This window comes from Pseudomonas huaxiensis, assembly GCF_003231275.1.
GTDB lineage: Bacteria > Pseudomonadota > Gammaproteobacteria > Pseudomonadales > Pseudomonadaceae > Aquipseudomonas > Aquipseudomonas huaxiensis.
In genome coordinates this window covers 1-395 of record NZ_QKVL01000186.1, presented here as the reverse complement: position 1 = coordinate 395, position 395 = coordinate 1, and the positions used below count along the sequence as shown (strand labels likewise).

Annotated in this window: 1 protein-coding gene; it reads right to left on the bottom strand. The window is 61.0% G+C overall.

Going from position 1 to position 395, the window contains the following annotated elements:
- A partial coding sequence (locus DM374_RS32825) for an immunoglobulin-like domain-containing protein (protein ID WP_157969830.1) occupies positions 1-395 on the bottom strand: 395 nt, incomplete at both ends.

Below are 395 nucleotides of genomic sequence, written 5' to 3'. Positions count from 1 at the left end.
CGACAGGGTCAGACCGGTGGTGTCCAAGCGCGCTGGGTCATCGGTGACGACGGTGGTCGGAGTACCAGCGGTTTCCAGGTGTTCGTAGTTACCGCCAGTCACACCGGTGATGCTGTTGGTCAGCGGGGTATTGGTGTTGAGCACGTTGTTCGGGGCGATGAAGTCGACCGAACCGCTCGAAGCATTGACCGGGATGGTGATCGACTGACCGTTAGCCAGAGTGATAACCAGTGGAGCACCGGTTACCGGAGCAGTGACGCTCGCGGTGTAAGTCACTACGCCGCCTTCAACCGCGCTAGCAGTAGCGGTGAGGGTCACGGTGCTGGTGTCGATGCTGTCGGTAACCGCAGTAACCGCGGCAGTCGGGCTGACCTCGAGGTGTTCGAAGTCGCCAC